21 protein-coding genes and 1 pseudogene are annotated in these 24,013 nt (G+C 66.2%); 17 read left to right on the top strand and 5 right to left on the bottom strand.

The window, feature by feature from the left end; all coding sequences use genetic code 11:
• Positions 1–14: 14 nt before the first annotated feature.
• Entirely contained in the window at positions 15–956 is a 942-nt protein-coding gene (locus NF4_RS30830) for a LysR family transcriptional regulator (RefSeq protein ID WP_063130915.1), read from the bottom strand.
• 169 nt (positions 957–1,125) lie between these two features.
• On the opposite strand from NF4_RS30830, the gene NF4_RS30825 reads away from it, so the two are divergent.
• From NF4_RS30825 to NF4_RS30810, 4 genes and pseudogenes are all read left to right on the top strand, one after another.
• Positions 1,126–1,680 (top strand): NADPH-dependent F420 reductase, encoded by a 555-nt coding sequence (locus NF4_RS30825; protein WP_063130914.1) that lies wholly within the window; start codon positions 1,126–1,128, stop codon positions 1,678–1,680.
• Positions 1,681–1,701: 21 nt separating this feature from the next.
• Positions 1,702–2,304, top strand: coding sequence for a hydrolase (locus NF4_RS30820; protein WP_232330720.1), 603 nt, complete (start codon positions 1,702–1,704; stop codon positions 2,302–2,304).
• Positions 2,305–2,413: 109 nt separating this feature from the next.
• Positions 2,414–2,992: pseudogene (locus tag NF4_RS30815) on the top strand (alpha/beta fold hydrolase); the annotation flags it as partial.
• A 129-nt stretch (positions 2,993–3,121) separates the two neighbouring features.
• Complete coding sequence (locus NF4_RS30810) at positions 3,122–3,430, top strand: NAD-dependent epimerase/dehydratase family protein (protein WP_063130912.1); 309 nt, start codon at positions 3,122–3,124, stop codon at positions 3,428–3,430.
• A gap of 65 nt (positions 3,431–3,495) precedes the next feature.
• Here NF4_RS30810 and NF4_RS30805 read toward each other — a convergent pair whose 3' ends face one another.
• The 3 genes from NF4_RS30805 to NF4_RS30795 all read right to left on the bottom strand — a co-directional run bounded on the left by NF4_RS30805 (position 3,496) and on the right by NF4_RS30795 (position 6,997).
• Positions 3,496–4,626: an alpha/beta hydrolase gene (locus tag NF4_RS30805; protein ID WP_063130911.1), complete on the bottom strand. Its 1,131-nt coding sequence runs from the start codon at positions 4,624–4,626 to the stop codon at positions 3,496–3,498.
• Between the two features lie 32 nt (positions 4,627–4,658).
• On the bottom strand, positions 4,659–5,681 hold the full coding sequence (locus NF4_RS30800) for a zinc-dependent alcohol dehydrogenase family protein (RefSeq protein WP_198165533.1): 1,023 nt from the start codon (positions 5,679–5,681) through the stop codon (positions 4,659–4,661).
• A gap of 77 nt (positions 5,682–5,758) precedes the next feature.
• Positions 5,759–6,997, bottom strand: coding sequence for an MFS transporter (locus tag NF4_RS30795; RefSeq protein ID WP_063130909.1), 1,239 nt, complete (start codon positions 6,995–6,997; stop codon positions 5,759–5,761).
• A 164-nt stretch (positions 6,998–7,161) separates the two neighbouring features.
• Between NF4_RS30795 and NF4_RS30790 the strand changes: the two genes are divergently transcribed.
• The 11 genes from NF4_RS30790 (at position 7,162) to NF4_RS30740 (ending at position 18,201) form a co-directional block, all read left to right on the top strand.
• On the top strand, positions 7,162–8,085 hold the full coding sequence (locus NF4_RS30790; protein ID WP_063130908.1) for a helix-turn-helix transcriptional regulator: 924 nt from the start codon (positions 7,162–7,164) through the stop codon (positions 8,083–8,085).
• Positions 8,086–8,407: 322 nt separating this feature from the next.
• Complete coding sequence (gene glnT / locus NF4_RS30785; protein WP_063130907.1) at positions 8,408–9,763, top strand: type III glutamate--ammonia ligase; 1,356 nt, start codon at positions 8,408–8,410, stop codon at positions 9,761–9,763.
• 36 nt (positions 9,764–9,799) lie between these two features.
• Positions 9,800–10,792, top strand: a complete 993-nt coding sequence (locus NF4_RS30780) for an alpha/beta fold hydrolase (protein WP_232330719.1) — start codon at positions 9,800–9,802, stop codon at positions 10,790–10,792.
• 55 nt (positions 10,793–10,847) lie between these two features.
• Entirely contained in the window at positions 10,848–11,882 is a 1,035-nt protein-coding gene (locus NF4_RS30775) for a D-2-hydroxyacid dehydrogenase (protein ID WP_063130906.1), read from the top strand.
• 10 nt (positions 11,883–11,892) lie between these two features.
• Positions 11,893–12,780 (top strand): NAD(P)-dependent oxidoreductase, encoded by an 888-nt coding sequence (locus NF4_RS30770; RefSeq protein ID WP_063130905.1) that lies wholly within the window; start codon positions 11,893–11,895, stop codon positions 12,778–12,780.
• 46 nt (positions 12,781–12,826) lie between these two features.
• Positions 12,827–13,921, top strand: a complete 1,095-nt coding sequence (locus NF4_RS30765) for an FAD-dependent oxidoreductase (RefSeq protein ID WP_198165532.1) — start codon at positions 12,827–12,829, stop codon at positions 13,919–13,921.
• Positions 13,918–14,733: an ABC transporter permease gene (locus tag NF4_RS30760; RefSeq protein ID WP_063130903.1), complete on the top strand. Its 816-nt coding sequence runs from the start codon at positions 13,918–13,920 to the stop codon at positions 14,731–14,733. The genes NF4_RS30765 and NF4_RS30760 overlap by 4 nt, the downstream gene beginning before the upstream one ends.
• Positions 14,730–15,521: an ABC transporter permease gene (locus tag NF4_RS30755; protein WP_063130902.1), complete on the top strand. Its 792-nt coding sequence runs from the start codon at positions 14,730–14,732 to the stop codon at positions 15,519–15,521. The genes NF4_RS30760 and NF4_RS30755 overlap by 4 nt, the downstream gene beginning before the upstream one ends.
• A 52-nt stretch (positions 15,522–15,573) precedes the next feature.
• Complete coding sequence (locus NF4_RS30750; RefSeq protein ID WP_063130901.1) at positions 15,574–16,362, top strand: ABC transporter ATP-binding protein; 789 nt, start codon at positions 15,574–15,576, stop codon at positions 16,360–16,362.
• 22 nt (positions 16,363–16,384) lie between these two features.
• Positions 16,385–17,371 (top strand): ABC transporter substrate-binding protein, encoded by a 987-nt coding sequence (locus NF4_RS30745; protein ID WP_063130900.1) that lies wholly within the window; start codon positions 16,385–16,387, stop codon positions 17,369–17,371.
• 182 nt (positions 17,372–17,553) lie between these two features.
• The gene (locus NF4_RS30740; RefSeq protein ID WP_232330718.1) at positions 17,554–18,201 is read left to right on the top strand and encodes a TetR/AcrR family transcriptional regulator; all 648 of its coding nucleotides are present in this window, start codon (positions 17,554–17,556) and stop codon (positions 18,199–18,201) included.
• A gap of 259 nt (positions 18,202–18,460) precedes the next feature.
• Here the strand turns inward: NF4_RS30740 and NF4_RS30735 are convergent, their stop codons facing one another.
• On the bottom strand, positions 18,461–19,102 hold the full coding sequence (locus tag NF4_RS30735) for a DUF6875 domain-containing protein (RefSeq protein ID WP_369690957.1): 642 nt from the start codon (positions 19,100–19,102) through the stop codon (positions 18,461–18,463).
• Positions 19,103–19,274: 172 nt separating this feature from the next.
• On the opposite strand from NF4_RS30735, the gene NF4_RS30730 reads away from it, so the two are divergent.
• Positions 19,275–23,162, top strand: coding sequence for a non-ribosomal peptide synthetase (locus NF4_RS30730; RefSeq protein WP_063130997.1), 3,888 nt, complete (start codon positions 19,275–19,277; stop codon positions 23,160–23,162).
• 432 nt (positions 23,163–23,594) lie between these two features.
• Positions 23,595–23,999 carry a hypothetical protein gene (locus NF4_RS30725; RefSeq protein WP_063814757.1) on the top strand — a complete coding sequence of 135 codons (405 nt, stop codon included), beginning with the start codon at positions 23,595–23,597 and terminating at the stop codon, positions 23,997–23,999.
• Positions 24,000–24,013: the final 14 nt, after the last annotated feature.

Raw genomic sequence — 24,013 nt, 5'->3', positions numbered from 1 at the left:
AGTGGGTCGCAGCTCTACGCACTCTGTGGGGGGTCGCGTAGCCATTTGTTGTGTTCAGCGCAGCGACGTGCGGTGGCGAGGACGTTGGTGATGGCGGGTGAGGGATCGTTTGTGGGCCAGAGCACCGAGAGTTCCGCCAGGATCGGCGGATCGACGATATCGCGGTGAATGATGCCGGTGCCGGTTTTCGCGGCGTGTTCGGCGAACGAGGCAGGAGCCAAGCCGATCTCGCGTCCGCCGGCGAGCCGGGCGAGCATGGCGTACACCGGTGGTTCTTCGAACGCGCAGATCTCGGGCGGGAAACCCGCTTCGTGGAATGCGGCGACGATGCCGTCGTAGTAGGCGGGCGCTAGGTGGCGAGGGAACAGTAGCAGCGTCTCGTCGCGGAGGGCGGCCACCGAAATCCTCGGTAGGTCGGCGAGGCGGTGGCGAGTGCTGAGGAGTGCGGACACGGGTTCTTTGCGCAGGATCTCGCCGGCTACCTTGTCGACGAGCTGCGGTGAGAGGGCGAGACCGATGTCCAGGTCGCCGGACCGGAGCCGTCCGGGGATCTCGGCGCTGAAGAACTCTCGAGCGTCGATCATCAGATCGGGGTGGTCCTCGCGGAGCGCATCAAGAAGTGTTGTGAGCGTGTCGAAGCCGGTGACCGGGGTGTAGCCCAGCCGAATCGTCGTCGCGATCCCGGAACCGGCCAGCCGGGTGAGCTGCACGGCTTGTTCCAGCGCTGCCAGTACTTTCGGCGCTTCGCGAACCAGTGTCCGGCCTGCGGCGGTGAGCTGCACCTGGCGGTTCGAACGCACGAACAGCGGGGTTCCGAGGGTCTGCTCGAGTTTGTGGATCTGATGGCTCAGGGACGGCTGGGCGATGTAGAGACGGGTGGCCGCGCGGCCGAAGTGGAGTTCTTCGGCTACGGCCATGAAGTAGCGGAGCAGGCGGGGACTGATATCGATAGACAAATCCTACCGATGGGCGTCCGAACAAGTCTTGGACGCCCGCCGGAGGGCCGCCGTACGGTCTTTTCAGGCCCCGGGAGACATTTCAGCCTGCCCAGTCGAACCTGGTCGGAGCTGGTTTCTGTCCGCATGACCGGAGTCCATCGCACATCGGCCCGGCAAGGAGACAAGCATGGATATCACCGTGATCGGACGAGGCAATATCGGTGGTGGGCTGGCCGATCTGTGGGAGCGTGCCGGGCACCGGGTGACGCGGCTGGGGCGTGGTGGCGGCGACGCCGGTGCCTCGGAAGCGGTGCTGCTTGCCGTCCCGGGAACCGCCGTGGCGGCGGCTCTGTCATCCGTCACCGGGCTCGCGGGCAAGATGGTGCTCGACGCCACGAACCTCTATGGCGGTGCCCGGCCTCCGGCCGGGTTCTCCTCCAATGCCGAGTACGTCGAGTCGGTGACGGGCGGGTCGACGGCGAAGGCGTTCAACACCAACTTCGCCTCTCTCTTCGGGCAGATCGCCGATACCCGGGTACGACCCAGCAACCTGTGGTGCGGTGACGACGAAACCCAGGGCATTGTCGGGCAGCTCAGTCTCGACGCCGGATACGACGCGGTCCGTCTGGGTGACCTGAGCATGGCCGCCACTCAGGAGGGGCTGGCCGGGACGATGTTCGCGATCGCGCAGTCCGGGCTCGGCCAGTTCGTGTACCGGATGGCAGCACCCGAACAACTCTGACTTTCACCATCGCATGTTCTGGTGCTTATCGACCACCAGCCCTACCAGTTCGCCGATCTCCACAGCCATGAACCGACCATGATCGTCAACAATGTCGTCGGCCTGGCCAAGCTGGCGAAGGTGTTCGATGTCCCCACGGGGCTGACCACGGTCATCGAAGAGCGTGGTGGCAACCTCATCAAGGGCATCCAGGACGTCTTCCCGGACCAGCAGCCGATCAACCGCACGTTCATCAACACCTGGCAGGACCGTCGCGTCGTCGATGTCGTGGAGAAGACGGGGCGAAAGAAGCTGATCATCGCCGGGCTGTGGACCGAGATCTGCGTCGCTATGCCCGCCACCCAGGCGCTGGACGAGGGGTACGACGTCTTCGTCGTCACGGACGCGTGCGGCGGGGTGACCGCGGAGGCACACGATATGGCGGTGCGTCGCATGGTGCAGGCCGGCGTGGTGCCTATCACCTGGATGGCCGTGGCCGGTGAATGGCAGCGTGACTGGGCTCGCGAGTCGACGACCGGCGGGGCCGGGGAGGTCATGGCCGAGCACGGTGGCGGTAGCGGGGTAGCGCTCGCCTGGGAGCTGCAGCTGCTGGCCACGCCCACTACTGATGTCACTGCCCGGTAGAGCCGGCGGCTGCTGGGCTGGAGGCGGGTCCGGCGTACGCCGAGCGTCGGACCCGCCTCTCGGTGCGGTCGGCGGCCCCGCCGCGCACCGTAACCCGCACGGACAACGAAACCTCGAAGTTGTGGTGCTGGTCGGCTTCTCGATGGGCACGGGGGAGCCGGCCCGGTACGTGGCGCGTTACGGGCATGAGCGAGTAGCGAAGCTCGCGTTCCTCGCCTCGCTCGAACCGTTCCTCGTCGCCCGCGACGACAACCCCGAGGGGGTTCCGCAGGAGGTGTTCGACGGCATCGCCGCAGCCGCGAAGGGTGACCGGTACGCCTGGTTCACGCAGTTCTTCTCGGACTTCTACAACTTGGACGAGAACCTCGGCTCCCGGATCGGTCAGGAAGCCGTCACCGGCAGCTGGAACGTCGCGATCGGCAGTGCCCCGGTGGCCGCGTACGCGGTCGTCCCGTCCTGGATCGAGGATTTCCGCGGCGATATCGAGGCGGTGCGCGCCAGTGGCAAACCGGCGCTGATCTTGCACGGCACCAAAGACAACATCCTGCCCATCGACGCCACCGGGCGTCGCTTCCACGCGGCGTTCCCCGAGGCCGAGTATGTCGAGATCGAAGGTGCCCCCCACGGCCTGCTCTGGACCCACGCCGACGAGGTCAATACCGTGCTGAACGACTTCCTCGGCAAGTAGTGCACTCCCGGAAGGGAGGATCCCGGCGTCCGGCGCCGTGCACACCACGGCATCCGGATCACAGCGATCTTCGACGGAGCAACCGGAACGCGATAATTGTCTCCACCTCGAACGGGAGCGGATAAGACAATGAACGTCTTCATTATCGGCCTCACCGGACGAATCGGCCGCCTGCTCGCCCGCAATCTGGGCGAGCAGGAGGTGAAGGTTTCAGGCCTCACGCGGCGTAATAACGGCGAGGCTTTTGCTGACGGCATTCAAATCTATATCGGTCCCGCCGAGCTCCATGAGCAGATCAGCAGAGAGGATGTCGCGACCACTCTGACGGCGCTGATCCACGCGAACTCTCCAGGCCGGCGGATCCTTGAACTCAACCAGGGCAGAGAGCCCATCACAGAAGCCGTAGCGAGGTCCGAGACGGCGGGCCTCCCGAGGTGATCGAGCTGATGCAACCACGGTGTGCGATACCCGCACTTTCACGGCGGTCGTGGAATGTGTGCCGGTCAGTGCAGGTTCTGGGTGAAGAAGTCGGTCAGTTTGTCGAAGGGGATGAGTTCGGTGCGGTCGTAGAGGTCGACGTGTCCGGCGCCGGGCACGATCACCAGTTCCTTGCGGTCTCCGGCCAGGCGGTAGGCCTCTTCGCTGAATTCGCGGGAGTGGGCGTTCTCGCCGGTGATGAACAGCATCGGCCGCGGGGAGATGGTCTCGATGTCGTTGAACGGGTAGAAGTTCAGGAACTTCGCGTTGCTCGACAGCGTCGGGTGGGTGGTCAGTTCCGAGGTGGTGCCTTCGGGGGTGAAGGCGCCGCGCTGGGTGCGGTAGAAGTCGTAGAACTCGCGTTCGATGGGAGTCGAGTCGGCGGTCAGTTCGTGGACGGTTCCGCTGGTGTATTCGGTGGGGCCGCCACGGAATTCGACATCGCGCTGCGCGGCGGCTCGAGCGAGGATCGCTTGCCGCTGCTCCGGGGTGACGGAGTGGCCCAGTCCGTCGCGGTTGGCGGCGCCCATGTCGTACATGCTTACGGTGGCGACGGCTTTGATGCGGGGGTCGATCTTGGCGGCGGAGATGACGAAGCTGCCGCTGCCGCAGATGCCGAGGGCGCCGATGCGTTCGGGGTCGACGGTGTCCTGGGTGCGCAGGTAGTCGACGCCGGCGTTGAAGGTTTCGGTGTAGAGGTCGGGGGCGACGGCGTTGCGGGGTGCGCCTGCGCTGCCGCCCCAGAATGCCAGGTCCAGGGCGAGGGTGACGAAGCCTTGTTCGGCCATTTTGGTGGCGTAAAGGTTGGCGGACTGTTCCTTGACCGCGCCCATCGGGTGCCCGACCACCATGGCGGCGGCGCGGGTGCCGGGGGCGAGATTCTTGGGGACGAACAGGTTGCCGGTGACGTCCATCTGGTACTGGTTCTTGAACGTGACCGGCTGCATGGTGACCTGGTCGCTGGTGTAGAAGTTGTCCGCACCGCGCGAGAGATCACCGGTGGACAGGTTTGCGATCGGTGCGGCGGGCGCGGCCGAGGTGGTGGTATCGGCGGCGGAGCAGGCCGAGGCGGCCAGAACAGCCAGGGTGGCGGCGCCGGCGCCGGCGATGCGGGCCCAGCGGCGAGGATATCGCCGCACGGTCGTGGTCGTGGTCATGGTGGTGCTCCTGGTGCGGGTCTCGTTGATGGTCAGAGGGTGAGCAGGGTTTTGATCGCGCGGCGTTCGTTCATCGCCTTGTAGCCTTCGGCGGCCTGATCCAGGGGGAGGGTGAGGTCGAAGACCTTGCCGGGGTCGATGGTTCGGTTCCATATGCGGTCGATGAGGTCGGGCAGGAACCGGCGGACCGGTGCCGGACCGCCGAGGAGGTGGATGCCGGCGAAGAACAGCTGGATGCCGGGGATCTGGACGTCGTAGTTGACCCCGACGTAGCCCATGTGCCCGCCGCCACGGGTCGCGCCGACGGCCTGCATGAAGGACTCCTGGGTGCCGACGGCCTCCACCACGCTGTGCGCGCCGTGGCCATCGGTGAGGTCGCGGATCCTCGCGATTCCTTCCTCGCCGCGCTCCTCGACGATGTCGGTCGCGCCGTAGTAGCGAGCCAGCTTCTGTCGCTCGGGATGACGGGACATCGCGATGATCCGTTCCGCGCCCAACTCACGGGCTGCCAGGATCGCCATGAGACCGACGGCGCCGTCGCCGACCACCGCGACGGTCTTGCCCGGACCTGCCTGAGCCGCGTCGGCGGCGTACCATCCGGTGCCCAGCACGTCGGAGGCCGCCAGCAAGGCCGGAACGAGATCCTCGTCCGGATGTCCCGGTGTGGCCACTAGAGTGCCGTCGGCGTGCGGAATACGAGCCTTTTCTGCCTGCGTGCCGACGGTCTGTGCCACGAACTCCGCGTGGATGCATTTCGACTGGAACCCCGCCCGGCAGATCTCGCACGTGTTGTCGGAGATGACAAAGGAGCCGATCACGAAGTCGCCGGGCTTCACCGTTTTCACGTCGGCGCCTATCTCCTCGACGACGCCGACGTATTCATGGCCCATGGGGGTGTGATCGACCGGTTCGATGCCGCGGTAGGGCCAGAGGTCCGAGCCGCAGATGCAGGTGGCGGTGAGCCGGATGATCGCGTCGGTGGGGTCGATGATCTTCGGGTCTTCGCGGTCGACGACGTGGACATCGCCGGGGCCGTACATGATTACTCCACGCATGGTGCTCTCCTTGATCGAGGTTCGGTAGGCGGTTGTTGTTGCCGACGGGCAGGTGCCGGGACGAGCCCGGCAGAGGTTCAGCTCACACCGACCGGTTCGCGGATCGGGTCCTCGCGGTGTCGGGTCGGTGCGCCGGCGGGGGCGCGGGCGGCCAGCACGGCGACGGGTATCAAGGCGGTGGCGGTGACGGCGGCGCCGAGCACGGCGGGGCCGGCGACACCGAGACCGGTGGTCAGCGTGGTCGCCGCCAGCGCCGAGCCCGCGGCGGTGCCGAGGTTGAATGCGGCAGTGGCCAGCGAGGACGTCAGCCGGGCACCGTGCCCGGCGAACCGCAGGGTCTGCGCGATCAGCACCGGATTGGCGCCCAGCCCGGATGCCCCGAGCACGACCACCACCGCGACCACCATCGGCGCGTGAGCGGCGGTGAGAGCCAGCACGAGCAGCAGCACCGAGGTCGTGGTGACCGCGGCCGCGATCACGGGCAACGGCCACCGGTCGCCGAGCCGGCCACCCAGCGCGGTGCCCCCCAGTGCGCCGATGCCGAAACCGACCAGAACCAGCGGCACCAGGCTCGCTGCGATACCGGAGCGGTCGGTAAGCAGGGGGCTGATGAAGCTGTAGGCGCCGAGGAAACCGGCCTGGGCCAGGGTGATCGCGGCCAGCACCGCCCACACCCGCCACGGCCGCACGGTCGACACCTCGGCGCGCACCGACACACGCTCGCCGGTCGAGGCGGCGGGCGCCAGCCGCAGCACGGCGACCAGCGCCGGAACCGAGGAGACGGCCAATATCCAGAAGGGGCCGCGCCAGCCGGTGAACTGGCCGGCGAAGGTACCCAGCGGAACACCGGCGACCACGGCCAGGCTCAGCCCGCCCGACATCACCGCCAGCGCCCGCGCGCTCGCTGCCGGTCCGGCGACCGCGGTCGCGACGACCGCACCGGTCGCCCAAAAAGTGCCGGTGGCCAGCGCGGTCACCACACGCGAGGCGGTCACCACGGTGAACGAGTCGGTGACCGCGGCCACCACATGTCCGGCAGCGAAGACGGCCAGCGCACCGGCCAGGGTCGCTCGCGCGGGCAGCCGCAGCGTGGCCAGCGCCATCACCGGCGGGCCGATGATCATGCCGACCGCGAACGCCGTGACCAGCAAACCGGCCTTGCCGAGGTCGACCTTCAGGTCCGCCGCCACCTCCGGCAACAGACCCGCGACCATGAACTCGGTCGTGCCCATCAGGAAGATCCCGGCGCCAAGCACATACACCAGCACCGGCAACCGGGTGCTCGCGGCAGATCGGCCGATCCTCGGCGTGCTCATATCACCTCGTCGTCTCGAAGAAACCTGACCGGAGCGAGGTCCGCTCCGCCATCCATGCAACAGGCCCGAACACGGTTGTGGGAGGTGAGGATGAGAGGGGTGCCGGCAGCACCCCCCTCGCAGCACCTGGCAAACATGCAGGCAGCGGGCTTAGCCTCGATGTCATGGAGTCCACTGACCGCGCCGCTGACATCGGCGAGTTCCTGGCCTCACGACGCGCCAGGATCACCCCCGACCAGGTGGGGCTGCCCGTCTACGACGCCGCCAAACGACGGGTGCCCGGACTGCGCCGCCAAGAAGTCGCCACCCTGGCCGGGCTGTCGGTGGACTACTACACCCAGATCGAACGAGGAAAAGTCACCGGAGTCTCCGAATCGGTCCTCGACGCCATAGCCCGCGCCCTGCAACTCGACGAGGCCGAACGCGCCCACCTTTTCGACCTGCACCGCAGCATCGTCACCGGCCCGCAACGGGCACGCCCACGCCGCGCCAAGACGATCCGACCCACGATCCAGCGCATGCTCGACACCTCGACGGTTCCCGCGTACGTGCGCAACACCCGCCAAGACATCGTCGCGGCCAATCTGCTGGGTCACGCACTACACGCACCGCTCTACCCCGACCCGCTGCATCCCGACCCACGCCGACCGGTCAACGTCGTGCGGTTCTGCTTCCTCGACCCGTTCGCCCAGGAGTTCTTCCTCGACTGGGACCAGGTAGCCGACGGGGTGGTCAATCTCCTGCGAAGCGACGCCGGGCGCGACCCCTACGACCGTGGCATCTCCGACCTCGTAGGCGAACTGTCCACCCGCAGCGACGAATTCCGGGTTCGGTGGGCCAAACACAACGTGCGCCTGCACCACAACGGCGTCAAGCGATTCCACCACCCGGTGGTCGGCGACCTCACCCTCGACTGGGAATCCATGCCACTGCCGGCCGATCCGGGCCTCGCTCTCACCTTCTACTGCCCCAAACCCGGATCACCGTCAGCCGACGCGATCGCCCTGCTCGCCAGCTGGGCCGCCACCAACCTGCAAGACCAGTCCGCAGCACCCGGACAACCGGCACCCCGCACCACCAATGAATAGCTCCAGGGACTGTGGACCTAACGATGTCCTCCACCGAATGCCGCTTGCGGTCCAGCTATGGTTCCTATCGTCCCTTCTGGCCCTCACCAGGGCCAACGGGACTCTGATTCCGGTTGCAGTCTTGCCGGGGCGGTCTCCGGGGCCGGTCGGCGGTCTTGGGACACTACCGATGTTCGTTCGGCCGGGAACGCCACCGTCTCTCACCGACCGGTGCGCGAAAGTCATCCTACGAAATCCCCTTTTAACTCGACCGCAGCGCTCGGGAAATACCGCCTTCCTACGGTTTCGATAGTTAATCGAAACTAGGGATGAGGGGTCGACGATGGTGCGCGACGCGGCCGAGGCCGAAATCATGGCCAAGCAGTTGAAGGATGAGGGGGTCCGGTTCAGCATCGCCGGCTACACGGATCTGCACGGCAACATCAAGGGAAAGATGGTGCCGATCGACCACTTCGTGCAGATGTCGCAGGGATCGGAATTGTTCACCGGGGCGGCGCTCGACGGCCTGCCGCAAGAGGTGAACGACGAGGAGCTCTCCGCGCATCCCGATCTGGATCGCGGGTTCGTGCTGCCTTGGCGCAAGGACGTCGCCCTGTTCCTGTCCGATCTCTACGTCGGTGGTCAGCCGTTCGAGGCATCCACGCGAAACATCCTCGGTCGGCAGATCAAGGCTGCCGAGCAGATGGGGTACGGGTTCAATCTCGGCGTCGAGGCCGAATTCTTCGTCCTCGCAGACGGACCCACCGGCCCCAGCAGCCTCAGTGAACGTGACACCCTCGACAAGCCCTGCTACGCGGTGCCCACGCTGCTGGACAATCTGGGCTGGCTACACGAGCTCGTCGACCATATGAACGAACTCGGCTGGGACGTCTACTCTTTCGATCACGAGGACGCCCAAGGGCAGTTCGAGATCGACTTCGCCTACGCCGACGGTTTGTCGATGGCCGATCGTGTGGCGTTCTTCCGGTTGATGGCCAACGAGGTTGCTCGAAAGCACGGAGCGTACGTCTCGTTCATGCCGAAGCCGTTCGCCGACCGTACGGGCTCGGGTGCGCATTTCAACATGTCGCTCGCGGCGCTGGACGGCGGCATGAACCTCTTCGACTCCGACGAGGACCCGCGGGCGGCGGGCCTGAGTGCGATCGGATACCACTTCGCGGCCGGAATAGTCCGGCACGCTGCCGCCATCTGCGCGGTGATCGCTCCGACCGTCAACAGCTACAAGCGCCTGGTCCGACAAGGCAGTATGTCGGGCTCGACCTGGGCGCCGATCTTCGCCAGTTGCGGGAACAACAACCGTACGAACATGTTGCGCATCCCGCTCGGTGGCGGTCGTGTCGAATGTCGTGCGGTGGATTCGGCGGCCAACCCGCACCTCGCGGCGGCGCTGCTGCTCGCGGCCGGTTTGGAAGGTGTGCGCGAAGAGCTCGAGCTGGAGCACTTCCACACCGAGAACCTCTACGAAGTCGACCCGGCCGACTACGGGAAGCGTGGTCTCGCACTGCTTCCGCGAACCCTCGAGGAGGCAGTGGACGCATTCGAAGCCGACCCCTTCACAAGACAAGTGTGCGGGGAGCAGCTGTGGCAGTCCTTCATCGACAACAAACGCGGTGAGTGGGAGTCCTACACCACCGCGGTGACCGACTGGGAACGGAGCCGGTACCTCAAGTTCTTCTGAGCAGGCGAGTACCGAGGTCCCGGTGAGGTGTTGACGATGAGTTCCGACCACAGCGAGCGGAAAACGCTGCGTCTGCCGACATTCCCATTGCTGTCCGGTGCGATGCTGAACGACGCGCGGATCGGTTTCCGGACCTATGGGTCGCTCTCGCCTTCCGGCGACAATGCCGTACTGCTGTTCACCTATTACACCGGTGACGACCTCGGCTACGCGGCGTGGATCGGACCGGGGCGTCCGCTCGACCCGGCCGAGCACTTCGTGGTCGTCGTCAACCATTTCGGTGGCGGGATCTCGTCGTCTCCCTCCACGAGCGGCACCACGTTTCCGCGGGTGCGGGTCGGAGATTGCGCGCGAGCGGCGGAACACGTCCTCGGCCGGCTGGGTGTACGGCAACTGCGCCTTGTCGCCGGGTGGTCGCTGGGTGGTATCCAATCGCTGGATTTCGCGGCCAGATATCCCGAGCGTACGTCCGCCGTCTTCGCCCTGTGTTCCGCGGCGCGGTGTTCACCGATCAACGAAGTCTTCCTCGATTCGGTCGGTGCCACACTCAGAGCCGGTCGCCGCGGCAACGAGACAGACGGTCGGACAGAGCTGGAGCGCCTCGACGCGTTCGGCCGGGTGTACGCCGGCTGGGCCTACTGCGAGGAGTTCTTCGCCCAGGAGGTGTACCGCGAGTTCGGTTACCTCAGCACTGGCGATGTCCTCGAACGGTGGGGCAAGGATCACCAGGCCATGCACGCCGGGGATCTGACGGCCGCCTTGGAGATGTGGCGCGCGGCCGACGGCGGAAGCCTCCGATCGCTGCGGGATCGACTCGGCCGCGTCACCGCCCGCACCGTTCTCATGCCCTCGGTGACCGACAGCTACTTCACGGTCACCGAGAACCACCTCGAGGCCGCCTGGATCGACCGCGGGGAAGTACGCGAGATGGTCTCGCCGCTGGGCCATATCGCGGGCCGCCCCGGAATCCGCGCCGACGAGCAACGGCAGGTGGATCTATGCCTGCGCGAGCTCTCGAGGAGGCCGTGACCACACCTGCTCCGCCGAGAAATACATCCCAGATCGAGATCAGGAGAACGATCGAGTGTCACTCAATGTCGTAGTCGCCGGGCTGCCCAAGGCGGTACAGAACGCCGCGGATCCCGACGACGGGATCTGGTTGACCGCCGAGCAGAGGCTCCGGATCACCGGAGTCGCCGAGGACGTGTGGCTGGAACATATCCCGGTATCGGAATTGAATGCCGGCGCTTCGCCACAGCGTCCACCGCACGCGATCATGGTCGAGACCAGCGGCTCCAAGAAGGAGATCGAGATCGAGCAGGGCATCCTCACAATGCCCGGACTGGAACAGCTGTTCAACCCGGATTTGAAGCTGCTGCAATCGATGAGCGCGGGCGCCGAGCACCTCGTGGGCATCATGCCCGAGGGCGTCGTCCTGGCGAATGCTTCCGGCGTGGCCGCCAACGCCATCGCCGAGACCGTTATCGCGGCCATCCTCGCGCAGGCGAAGATGCTGCGGGAACGCTGGGAAAATCAGGCGGCGCGGGCCTGGACGGAACTTCCCGCGCGTGAACTGGACGGTTCCACCATGACCGTGCTCGGCACCGGCAGTATCGGGTCGAGAACGGCGGTGATCGCGCAAGTGCTCGGCATCCGCACGATCGGGATCAATCGTCGCGGTAACGCAGTCCCGGGTTTCGACGAGACATTCCCCACCAGTGGGCTGCACGAGGCGCTGTCCCGATCCGATTACCTGGTGATCGCCGCGCCGTTGACCTCGGAAACCCGGGGACTCGTCGACGCGGAAGCGTTGGCGGCGATGAAACCCGGTGGCTGGATCGCCAATGTCGCCCGCGGCGCGATCCACGATGCCGACGCACTCGTCGACGCGCTGGAACAAGGCCGGCTGAGCGGGGCACTCATCGACTGTCACAGCACCGAGCCGCTACCGGCCGACGATCCGCTGTGGAAGGCCCCGGGAGCCCAGGTGTTGCCGCACGATTCGCACGCGTCCCAGTTGCTGGGCGACCGCCAGGTCGACCTGTTCGCCGACAACCTGCGCCGACTCGTCGACGGACGCGAATTCCGCAATGTCGTCGACCTGTCGCGCGGGTACTGAGGAGGTGGCTGTGAACATCGGATTCATCGGACTCGGCGTGATGGGCGCACCGATGGCGGGTCATCTCGTCGACGCCGGCCACAACGTGGTGGTGTTCAACCGCTCGCGAGCCAAGATCGAGCAACTCGAGCTACGCGGCGCGGTGGGCGCTACGAGTCCCGCGCAGGTCGGGGAGAAGGCCGACGTCGTCATCACCGTGCTGCCCGACTCTCCCGACGTCGAGGAGGTGTTGTTCGGTGCCGGCAGGGTCCTCACGGCACTGCGGCCGGGATCGCTGGTCATCGACTGCAGCACGATTGCTCCGGAATCCGCACGGGATTTCGCTGCGCGTCTGGCCGACAGGGACGTGGCGTTCGTCGACGCACCGGTCAGCGGAGGTGAAGCCGGTGCGGTGGCCGGAACCCTCGCGGTGATGATGGGCGGCGAGAAGGACGCGGTTCGCCGGGCCGGCGAGGTACTCGACGCGATGGCGGCGACGACGGTGCATGTCGGCCCGGCGGGCGCCGGACAGCTGGTGAAGGCCGCCAACCAGATGCTCGTGGCAGGCAATATCGCGATGGTGGCCGAGGCGGTGTCGTTACTGCGGCGCACCGGTGTGGAGGTGGATGCCGCACTCACGGTGCTGAACGGTGGTCTGGCTGCCAGCAAGGTACTCGAGGTGAAAGCGCCGAAGATGCTGGCCCGCGATTTCGCGCCCGGATTCCGCGTGGACCTGCACCACAAGGATCTGAAGATCGCGCTGGCCGCCGCCGAGCAGGCGCGGATCGCGGTACCGCTCACCGGCGTCATCACCCAACTCGTGCAGGCGCTGCGGTCCGCTGGAGACGGCGGACTGGATCACGGCGCCCTCATCAAGGCACTCGAACGGCTCAACGGAATGTCGCCGGACAGCCCGTGAGCCGGTAGCGGTCCGGGACCGCACAAACGATCGGAAGGAAGAAGTCGTGCCAACAGCATTGATCTGCGGCGGGGGAGTCGCGGGCCTGTCGTCCGCGCTGCACCTGAAACACCGGGGCTGGAAGGTCCAGATCTTCGAGGCCGATTCGGAACTACGGACCGCCGGTGTGGGGCTCAACATCTGGCCCAACGGGGTCCGGGTGATCGACGGGCTCGGGCTGGGGGCCGAATTCCGGTCGTTCGCGGCGGAGATGGAGCGGTGGTGGGCCCTCGACAGTGACGGCACCCTCACCTCGGATACCGATGTCGGCCATTGGGGCGAGGACCTCGGTGCACCGGTCACCGGGGCCCGGCGGCGGCGTTTGAACGCCATGCTCGCCGAGGCACTCGACCCGCACGAGATCGAGTTCAACGCTACCGCGGTGGGCTACACGCAGACCGACGAGAACGTCACGGTGCATTTCGAGGACGGCCGGAGCGCCGACGGCGATCTGCTGCTCGGCGCGGACGGTATCGGGTCGCGGATCCGCAACGCGATGCTGGGCGGGCCCCCACAGTTCACCGATGAAGGGATCGTGCGGTGGCGGGGGGTCTTCGAACTCTCGCGGGCCGACGTTCCGGCACGCGTGCAGGCCGACGTCTACGGCACCGAAGGCCATTTCGGATGGATCCCCATCGACGCCACCCATGCCTACTGGTACGGGTCCGTCCACGGACTCTCGACGTTCGACGAGTTCCGCGGCGTCTACGACACCTGGACCGCCACCCCGGTTCCGCGGATCATTGCGAGCAGCGAACCCGATACCGTCATCGGCCGCGAAATCGGGCACTACCGGGAACACCTGACTCAGTGGGTGGACGGGCGGGTCGCCCTGATCGGTGACTCGGCACATCCGATGTATCCCGGTATGGCGCAGGGCGCCAACCAGGCGCTGATCGATGGGCAGTTGCTCGCGGAATGCCTGAGCGCGCACGACGACGTCGGCGGGGCGTTACGGGATTTCCAGGAGCAGCGCCTTCCGGTCGCGAACAAGATGGTCGACTATTCCCGGCTGCATTTCGACTACGAGCGGACCCGCAAGGAATACCGATCAGGGGTGGGCAACCTCCAGATCAACCGCTACCTGGAGTTCGAATCATGACCGCGGTCACCGCGATCTCGCTGCCGAAGCAGCGAGCCACCGTGTCTCTCGCACTCGGCCGGCGCATGCAGGCCACGGCTTTCATCGCCGGCCTGATCGCCCTGCAGGAAATCCTGACGCGCACCGATATCCTGCCGGCCGGATACTTCCCACCCGCCAGCGAGATCGCGGCCACCCTGGCCGCGGAGCTGGACGGCCCGGCGCTGGGACCGGCGTTGTCGAGCACGGTCGTCACCTGGCTGTCGGCCCTGAGCACGGCGGTGGTCCTCGGGACCGTCGCGGGAATCGTGCTCGGCCTGTTCGTCCCCTTCGAAGCGCTGCTGAGGCCCGTGATCGAGTTCTTTCGACCGGTGCCGTCGGTCGCGCTGATCCCGCTCGTGGTACTCACCATCGGCACCGGAACGCAGAGCGCGCTGTTCCTCGCGGTCTTCGCGGCGTTCTGGCAGGTGCTGGTGCCGGCGATCGCCGGGGTGCGGGCGGCGCACCCGGTCGCCCTCGAGACAGCCCGGTCCTACCACCTCACGCTGTGGCAACGGATCCGCTGGATCCAGGTGCCGAGCATGCTTCCGTATCTGGCGACGGCGATCCGCTTGGCGACCTCGACGACCCTCATCCTGGTCGTGACCGCGGAGATCATCATCCAGATGCCCGGTATCGGACACGAGATCACGATGTCGCGGTCCGCGGGGGACCCGGCCCGCATGTACGCCTACATCGCGCTGAGCGGCCTCGCCGGGATCGTGCTCAACACGCTGATGCGCCGCGTGGAGACCCGGCTGCTGTCGGCGCAGGGACCGGGGGAGATCCGATGACTACGGTGACAGCGGCATTGTCCACCGGCCGTGGCCGGACAGTCCTCGGTGTCGTAGGCGCGCTCGGCGCGGCAGCGGCGTGGTTCCTCCTGTCGGCGAACAGCGACAACGTCTATTTTCCCGCCCTTTCGGCGATCATCGCCGAGGCGGGAGAATACTGGACGACACCGGAAGGTCTCGCGAATATCCGCGCCAGTGCGACAACACTCAGCGCGGGGCTGGGGATCGCGGTGGTCGCCGGGGTCGCGATGGGGTTGGTGATCGGCCAGCTCGCGGTGGTCGAGCGCATGGTTTCGCCGGCTTTGGAGTTCGCTCGGGCGATTCCGAGTACGGCACTCATCCCGTTCGCGATGATGCTGTTCGGGGTCAGCGCCGAGATGAAGATCTTTCTCATCGCGCTGGGCTGTGTCTGGCCGGTACTGCTCAGTACCGCCGACGGTGCGCGCCGGCTGGATCCGACGATGATGGCCTCGGCGCAGGCGTTCAACATCCGCGGTCTGCGACGGCAGCTGTACGTCGTGTTCCCGGCGGTGCTGCCGCGCGTGCTGGTCGGTGCGCGGATCGCGATCCCGCTCAGCCTCATCCTCATGGTGACGAGCGAGATGGTCGGCGCCCAGCGGGGTCTGGGTTTCGTCATCACGCAGGCACAGGCGACGTTCCAGCTGCTGACGATGTGGTCCGGAATCTTGATCCTGGGAATCCTCGGGTTCCTCCTGACCTCCCTCTACGCCGTGACCGAACGACGGTTGTTGCGATGGTGCGACCCGCGGCGCTCCGGCACGAACTGACGCCGGGTTCCCTCCTCGCCCGAGTTGTACTTACCAAGAAAGGCAGCGGCCGATGCTCATCGTGTCGAATTTAGAAAAGACATACCCCGTCAAGGGCGGCGGCTTCACAGCCGTAGCCGATATGTCGTTCAGCGTGGAAAAGGGGGAACTGTTCAGTATTGTCGGCCCCTCCGGCGCCGGGAAAACGACTCTGTTGCGGTGCATCGCCGGTCTCGACCGGCCGACGAGCGGTTCGGTGACATTCCAGGGCCGGCGCGTCGACGGCCCACCGCTCGACTTCGCGGTGGTCTTCCAGGATTACGCACGCTCGTTGCTGCCGTGGATCACCGTGGCGAAAAATGTCGAACTGCCGCTGATGAAGAACGGGATCAGCACGGCCGACCGCCGGGAGCGAGTCGCGCGGGCACTGGACGAAGTAGGGCTCGCCGAAGCGGCGCACAAGAAACCGTTCCAGCTGTCCGGCGGTATGCAGCAGCGGGTCGCGATCGCGCGGGCGATCGCGTATCGCCCGGCGGTCCTCATCATGGACGAGCCCTTCGCGTCGGTCGATGCGCAGACCCGCGCCGACCTCGAGGACCTGCTGCTGCGAGTGCGTGACGAAACCGGCACCACGGTGCTTTTCGTGACGCACGACGTCGACGAATCGGTGTACCTGAGCCACCGGGTGGCAATCGTGACGCGTTCCCCGAGTTGTGTCGCCGAGATCGTCGATATCGACCTGCCGGATCGTCGCGATCAGATCGAAACCAAATCCCTGCCCGAATTCGCGCGCCTGCGCGCCCACGTTTTCGGCCGAATCCGCGAGATGGTCCGCAACGACGCGAACCTCGTCAGCGCGTAACACGAAATGATGAGGAGTAACGATGTTCAAACAACTTTCCCGCGCCGTGCGCTATGGTGCCGTCGCGTCGGCCGCCATGGTGCTGACGGCGTGCGGCGGTGGCGGTAGCGCCGATTCCGCGTTGGCCGAGGGCGGACTCGCCCAGGTCAGCGTGGGGACCATCCCCGCGATTCTCAGTGCCCCGCTGTTCGTCGGAATCGAGGAGGGGATCTTCGAGAAACACGGTCTGGATGTCCAGGTCAGCTTCGCCGACGGCGGTGCCGCCGTGATCCCCAGCGTGCTCAGTGGTGAAAACCAGTTCGGCTACTCCAATACGGTGAGCCAGCTCGCGGCGATCGATTCGGGCTTGCCGTTGCAGCTGGTACAGCCGGCCTGGGCGCCGTGCTGCACACCCGACGAAGACGACCACGGGGTCCTCGTACTCCCCGACAGCGGAATCGACGAGCCGAAGGATCTCGAGGGCAAGAACATCGCGGTCAATACGCTGCAGAATATCGGCGAGGTGCACATCCGCCGCGCCCTCGACAAACTGGGTGTGAGCCATGAGGGCCTGAGGTGGACCCAGCTTCCGTTCTCGGATATGGGTGAAGCGCTCGAACGGGGCGACGTGGACGCGATATGGGTGTCGGAGCCGCATCGCACGCCCGGACTCAACAAAGGCTGGAAGCAAATCATCGCCCCCGGCGTTCAGTCTTTTCCCGACCAGGTAGCCGGTTACTATTCGACATCGCGGCAGTTCGCGGAATCGAACCCCGAGGTCGTCAACGCTTTCCGCGCGGCAATGGTCGAAGTCAACACATTCGCGCAGGAAAACCCCGACCGGGTCGGCGCGGTAGCCGTCGCGGAAATGGGCATCGACGCCGGCATCATCGACCAGGTCAACTTTCCCAAATTCCCCACCGAGGACGACGGTCAGGCCTTGCGCGACTACGGGGCGGCAGTTGTCGAATACGGTGTGATCGAGCAGGAACCGGCGGATTACGAAGCGCTGTTCGCCGCCACCGGTTAGTCGGTAGGTCCGGCATTCCGGCAGAACCTACCCGCCGGGATGCCGAATCACCAAGAGCAACAACCCATCCTGATGAAAGAGCCTGAGGTATCGATGATAGCCGACACGGCAGAACCATCTACCATTGCCGTATGACCAGAGCACCATCGCAGGGGGGACGTCCGCGACGAAGTGGAATCGTCGTGGACGACCCTCGCGGCGATATTCTGACCGCCGCCGCGGAACTGTTCGCAGCGAAAGGTTTCGCGGCCACCCGCATGGGAGCGATCGCCGCGCGGGCGGGCATGGGCCAATCGTCGCTGTATTACTGGTTCAAGTCCAAAGACGAGATCTTGCGGGAGATCATGGACCAGAACCGGGCATCGCTGCAGGCGGCACGGGTGTTGTCGCAGCACGATTCCCCGGCGGCGGTCCGGCTCTACATCGTCCTGCATCGGGATGTGATTCAGATGTGTACGGCACCACTGAATTTCTACGATCTGGAGGAAGCAGCGAAGAAACAGCCGGATGTCTTCTGTGACTTCCAAGGCGACTATGACGAGTTGTCGGCGCGGCTGTGCAGCATTATCGAAGAAGGGGTGGCGTCCGGCGAGTTCATCGACGTGTCACCGGAGGAGTTCGCGCGCACGGCGTTGAGCCTGAACGAGGGGACTCAGTACCGGTTCCACGCCCAGGGTAAAAGCCGGGATGAACTGTACGGTGTCGCCGATGCGGCCGCGAGAACGTCGTTGCGGGCAGTGATGTCGGATGTCGGAGCGTTGGAAAGTGTGCAGGAGGCTGCTCGCCGCGGCATCGCCGGATTCAGCAGCTGTGTCACGGGCGCCGAATAGGTCCGCCCGAGGAAGTCGGTTCGCTCGTAAATCCCAGTGTATCGGGCGATCACCGCCACCGCAGCCGACTGCGATCCCTGCCGGCTGCACCGCACCGCCGACAGGCCCGTCGCCGATGTTCTCGGCGACGCCTACCCCTGAGCGCTCATCGGCACCGGCCATGCGTTGCCGTCGGAAGGCCTGGCCAGCGACGTGGAAAACACGGTAACCGTTGCATACAGGATCTTCGCCCGCCCACCGCAACTACATGCCGGTGCGGCTACGACGCGATCCGCTCGGCGATATCGGTTCGAACCATCGAGGGCACGGCCGGTGCGAATTGCTTCAGATACGCGCTCAGATGGTTCGGCCGTGACACCAGGAACGGGTAGTCGGTTCCGACCATCTGCCGCACGGCCAACATCGGTAGTGGTGCGTCGAGCGGGCGGAAGTCGCTGTTCCACAACCCACCTTCGGCGCAGCCGGGATAGAACTGCCCGAGCATGAGACCCACCTCGACGAACTGGTCTTTGCCTGCCTGATGAACCGCGTCGATCATGTCGTAGTCGGTGAGATCCGGAAAGACCGCCATGGTCGTCCGCAACGCCGAGCCGGCGCCGTCCTGCGGCGCCAGCGTCGGGAAGATGTCGACCATATCCTCGACGACGGTCCGCATCTGGTCCTGGTCGATGTCGGTGCCATCGACTATGCCGACCCAGACCAGGCGTTTCTCAATTGCCGGGCCGGTGAACGGGCAGACCGGGCCAGGCCGGCCGAGCTGCGGATGCGGTCGGTCCAGATGCCCCTGCATCCACCTCCGCAACGTCCGGCGAGCTGTGTCCGATATTGCGTCCGGACGAGGCTCGAAAAGACTCTCGAACTCGACGCCGGACGCCTTGGCGACAATACGCTCGGATTCCACGGCTCCGGTCTCCCTTCCCGATCATTGTTCGTGGAGACCATTGTCCGGCGGAAACCGCGGCCGGACTGTCATGCCGGTGACACTACAAGTGTGTCCGCGGTGACATACAGGGAAGCCGGGCGGCCGGATCATCGATGGCGCGAAACGACTTGCCGACGACGGGAGATTGTCGATGACGCAACGACCGGACGGCGCCTTCGAGCTGACTGCGGCGCAACGCGGGATCCTGTACGCCCAGCAGCTCACCCCCGCGCCGATTACCATCGCGCATTTCGTCGAGATCGAGGGCGACCTGGACACCGCGGCCCTATCGGCCGCGATCGTGCAGGAGGCTCGAGAGTCCGGGTACCGCTGTCTGCGTCTCGGCGTGGCCGACGGGGAGCCGTACCAGGTCGTCGACGAGGCCGTCCGTGTCACCGTCAGCGTGCACGATTTCCGCGACAGCGATGATCCCGAGGCCGCGGCACGGGAGTGGATGCGCGCCGAGTACACCGCGCCGCTGGACGTATTCGACGACCAGCTTTCGATGATGGCGGTGCTGCGGGTCGGCTCGCGGCGGTACTTCTGGTACGCAAGGGCGCACCACATCGTTCAAGACGGTTATGCGGCGACTCGCACGTTACAGCGGGTCGCCCAGCTGTACACCGCGATCGTCGAAGGCGTTCGGCCGCAACCCACTCCGTTCGGTGCACTCGCTGCGGTTGCCGACGACGAACGCGCCTATCGGAACTCGCCCGAGGCCGGCGCCGACCGGGAGTACTGGCGCCGGCACTTGGCAGGTGCGCCCGATCCGGCCGGTCTTGCCGGCCGATCGGTCCCGCCGCCGGCGCATCCTCGGGTCGTCGGTTCGGTCCTTTCACCGCAGATCACCGAACTGCTGGAGAAGGTTACGGGCGGTCGGCGCGGCGTGGCGGCGGCCCCCGCGCTCGTCGCCGCCTTCGGCGCTTTCGTGGCACGGATGCTGGGACGTGACGAGGTCCTGCTGACGCTCCCGGTCACGGCGAGGACGACGAAGACGTTGCGGTCCTCGGGCGGGATGGCCGCGAATGCGGTGCCACTTCGACTACCGGCACGACCCGACACCACCGTCGGCGAACTGATCCGGGCGACCAGACGCGAACTCGTCGACGCGCTGCACCGGCAGCGATACCGGATGGAGGATGTGCTGCGCGACACGGGCCGCAACGCCGGCACGCCGGGATCGTTCGGACCGCACGTGAACCTCATGATGTTCAACGCCGCACTGGATGTGGGTCCGCTCGTCTGGCGCCTGCATGTGCTGTCCACAGGGCTTGTCGAGGACCTGTCGCTGGTGGTCTATCCCGGGTCCCGTGACGACGGGGTGAGGCTCGACCTCCAGGCCAACCCCGGCCTGTACAGCGATGCCGAGGTGCAGCAGCACTACCGGCGGTTCCTCTTGTTTCTGGAGCGGTTCCTCGCCGCTGGATCCAACGCCGCGCTGACCACGATCGATATCCTCACCGACGCCGAGCGCGCGATGCTGCTGCGCGCGCGGCAACCGGATGCCGCGATCCTGACGTTGCCGGACATCTTCGCTCGGGCCGCCGCCACGAATCCGGCTTCCGTCGCGGTCCGGTTCGAGGGTCGGTCGGTGACCTACACAGAACTCGACGAGAGTTCGAACAGGTTGGCGCGGACGCTCATCCGCTACGGGACAGGACCGGAAACCGCTGTTGCGTCGGCACTGACCCGCTCCGTCGAATCGATCGTCACCCTGTGGGCCATCGTCAAGACCGGCGCGACGTACGTGCCGATCGACCCGAACTATCCTGCGGCGCGAATCGCCCACATTCTCACCGACTCCGAGACAATGCTGGGCGTCACAGTCACCAAGCTCTGCGCTCGCCTACCGAGGTCGGTGCACTGGGTGGTCCTCGACGATGATTCGGTGGCTCCGGTCATCGACGCGGAACCGACCGCTGCGATCACCCAGGCCGAACGTCCGGCGCCGCTGCACCCCCACCACGCCGCGTATCTGATCTATACCTCAGGATCCACGGGAATCCCGAAGGGCGTGACGATCACCCACACGGGCCTGGCGAATCTGCTTCGTGCGAAACGGCAAAGCATGCAGGCCCAGTCGGATGCGCGGGTGCTGCACTTCGCCTCGCCCAGCTTCGACGCATCCGTATCGGAGATCCTGCTCGCATTCGGCGCCGGTGCGTGCCTCGTCGTGGTGCCGTCGTCGGTGCTCGGCGGCCGCGAACTCTCGGACATCGTTGCCGCCGAGAAGGTCACCCACATGCTGGTCACACCCTCGCTGCTGTCGACGATGGATCCGGCGGCACTGGCCAGTGTCGGGATGCTCGCGGTCGCCGGGGAGGCACTGCGACCGGAAACGGCTCGACGGTATGCCGACCTGGGCCTGCGCAACCACTACGGCCCGACCGAATTCACGATCTGGGCCACGTGTTCGGATGTCCAGGACGGCGGTCGGCCGATCACCATCGGATCCCCGCTGCGCGGTGCTACGGCCCTGGTGCTCGATCCGTGGCTGCGACCCGTCCCGGTCGGCGTCGTCGGCGAGCTGTATCTGGCCGGTGTGGGTCTGGCCCGTGGCTATCACCACCGTGCGGACCTCACCTCGTCCCGGTTCGTCGCCGACCTCTTCGGCGGTCCCGGTGAGCGCATGTATCGCACCGGAGACCTGGTGTGCTGGAACGAAACCGGATCGCTCGAGTTCCGAGGCCGCGTCGATCACCAGGTCAAGATCCGTGGGTTCCGAATCGAACTCGACGAGATCGACGCGGTGCTGGCGCGCGATCCCGACGTGGAATTCGCGACAACTGTGGGCCACGACGGACCCGGCGACACAACCACGCTCGTCTCGTACGTGCAGACCGCCCCCGACGCCGAGATCGACGTCGACCGATTGCGCGATGCGGCCGCACAGGTGCTGCCCGCATACATGGTCCCGGCGACCGTGGTGACACTCGAGCAGATCCCGCTCACGCCGGCGGGCAAGCTGGACCGGGCGGCGCTGCCGAAGCCGGAATTCCGTTCCGGACGCCGAAGGTTCCGCCCGGCGACGACACCCACCGAACAGAAGGTCGCCGATGCCTGCGCGGAGGTCCTCGGTGTCGAGCGCGTCGGCATGGACGAGTCCTTCCTCGAACTCGGCGGCAATTCGCTCACCGCGGCCCGGCTGGCGGCCGACCTCGGCACGATGTTCGGTAAGAAGGTGTCGGTCATGCACATCCTCGCCGACGCGACCGTCCAGGCCCTGGCTCGTCGCCTGGACGCCGACGGCGAAGAGCCGGACTCCTCACCGTTCGCCGTGCTGCTACCGATCCGACCGACCGGTACCGAGCCACCCCTGTTCTGTCTGCACCCGACATCGGGATTGGCGTGGTGCTACACGGGTTTGGTGGCGCACCTCGATTCGCGAGTGCCGATCTACGGATTACAGTCACCGTGGGTGGACGACGTCGAACCTCGGCCCCAGACGATCGACGAGTTCGCCGACCGGTACACACAGGCTGTTCGTTCGGTCCAGAGCGACGGCCCGTATCGCCTGATGGGATGGTCGCTCGGCGGAATCGTCGCCCATGCGGTCGCGGCCCGTCTGCGCGATCTCGGTGCCGAGGTGTCGCTGCTCGCACTGCTCGACGCCGATACGGCTTTCCTCGACCCGGAGCCGCCCGCGCCGCTGAGCGTCGCCGGGTTCATCGCCGAGTACACAGGCGCGATCGGGATCGACTCGGCGCCGGCCGGGCTCTCGACCGCAGAAGCGGTCACGCCCATCCAAGATCGGTGCGGCGCAACCTTTCTCGAACCACGTCACCTCGAGCGGATAGTGGCGGCCGCACATCACACCGGACAGATGCTCGCGCAGCACCGTCCGCCGGTCGTCGATGCGGAGATGATCTACTTTGCCGCCGCGCCGGACGGTTTTGCCGACCGTCCGAACGCCGCGGCGAGCTGGACCCGGTACGTCGCCGGTCCGGTGCGCAACCACCCGATCGACGCCGGCCACGACGACATGATGTCGGCGGCGGTGATACCGGCGATCGCACGGGTGCTCAACAAGCACCTGTAGGTCTGGAACCGACGAACCCTGCCGGACCGGGCGGCACGGGTACGGAATGCTTCTGCGTCTCGGACCAGACGGGACCGTCGGCTCGACCGGACCGCCGTGGCGGACAGCATGTTGGCGTGGTCGCGGCAGATCATGATGAGGTCGGCCTCCTTGCCCGGGGTCAGGCTGCCGGTGCGGTCGTCGATCCCGCCGCCCGAGCGCATTCGCTGGTCGCGAAGGACGGCAGGTCGGTGGCGTCGAACGTGGCGGGCCGGCTTGTCGGCTTCGGCGGCCGCCGCGCGGTGGGGTGCGGACATCGATATCAACAGGATTCGGCGAGTCCTTGTGTCGGCTCGGACACACAGTGGATGTCGGTGCGCAAACAGACCCTTCTGGTCCGAAGCCGAAGAATTGTGGTCACTGGAACGAACGCCATTCGAAGGAGATTTCTACATGATGAATGCAAGGAAGACAATCGCGGTGTGCGCGAGTGCAATCGGAATTGCCGCCGGAGTGGCGGTACTCCACCCCGCAACTGCGTCCGCGGCAACCTACGGTGGTCAGTGCGGCAAGGGATATGACGTGATCGATTCACGCGAACTCAGGGGTGGCACCGTCTACCTCACCTATAACGGTGAGAAGAACTGCGTCGTCACCGTACGGGACCAGCCGGGGAAACGTGTGCGGATGGGCGCCGGACTGCGGACGTCGAAGGATCACAGCAATGTGATCGTCGATGATGCCGAGTACACCGAGTTCGCCGGCCCGGTGAAAGTTGAAGCGAAGGGCGAATGCATCGATTGGGGCGGTCTCATCGGTGACGACAAGTGGCAGACTTTCAAGGTGCATTGCGGCTGAGCCGCACAGCTAGC

This window comes from Nocardia fusca NBRC 14340 (assembly GCF_001618425.1).
GTDB lineage: Bacteria > Actinomycetota > Actinomycetes > Mycobacteriales > Mycobacteriaceae > Nocardia > Nocardia fusca.
This window is presented reverse-complemented; position numbering and strand designations above follow the sequence as displayed.